Annotated in this window: 1 pseudogene; it reads right to left on the reverse strand. The window is 37.7% G+C overall.

Annotated features, from left to right (window positions below):
* Positions 1-260, reverse strand: a pseudogene (locus PL9631_RS25610) (IS5/IS1182 family transposase); the annotation flags it as partial.

Here is a 260-nt window from a genome sequence, read left to right on the forward strand (position 1 = left end):
ACAACTAGCAGACAATTTGGCTCCAAATTCTACTGACGTTCCGGCTTTTCCTCGGACAATTGGACGAATATGGGGTTGGCTTAAACTTACGATTCTGTCGGAAATACTTTGTTTGTTATGATCATACATCCATTGCTGTTGACGATAAACTTCTGATACCACTAATAAACTCTTATATTGTCTGTCATTCAATTCATCCAGCCTCCCTCTATTGGCGATTATTTGGTCTATATGTCCTAAGTTTCGTTTAATATATTGCA

The organism is Planktothrix paucivesiculata PCC 9631 (genome assembly GCF_900009265.2).
GTDB classification, from domain to species: domain Bacteria; phylum Cyanobacteriota; class Cyanobacteriia; order Cyanobacteriales; family Microcoleaceae; genus Planktothrix; species Planktothrix paucivesiculata.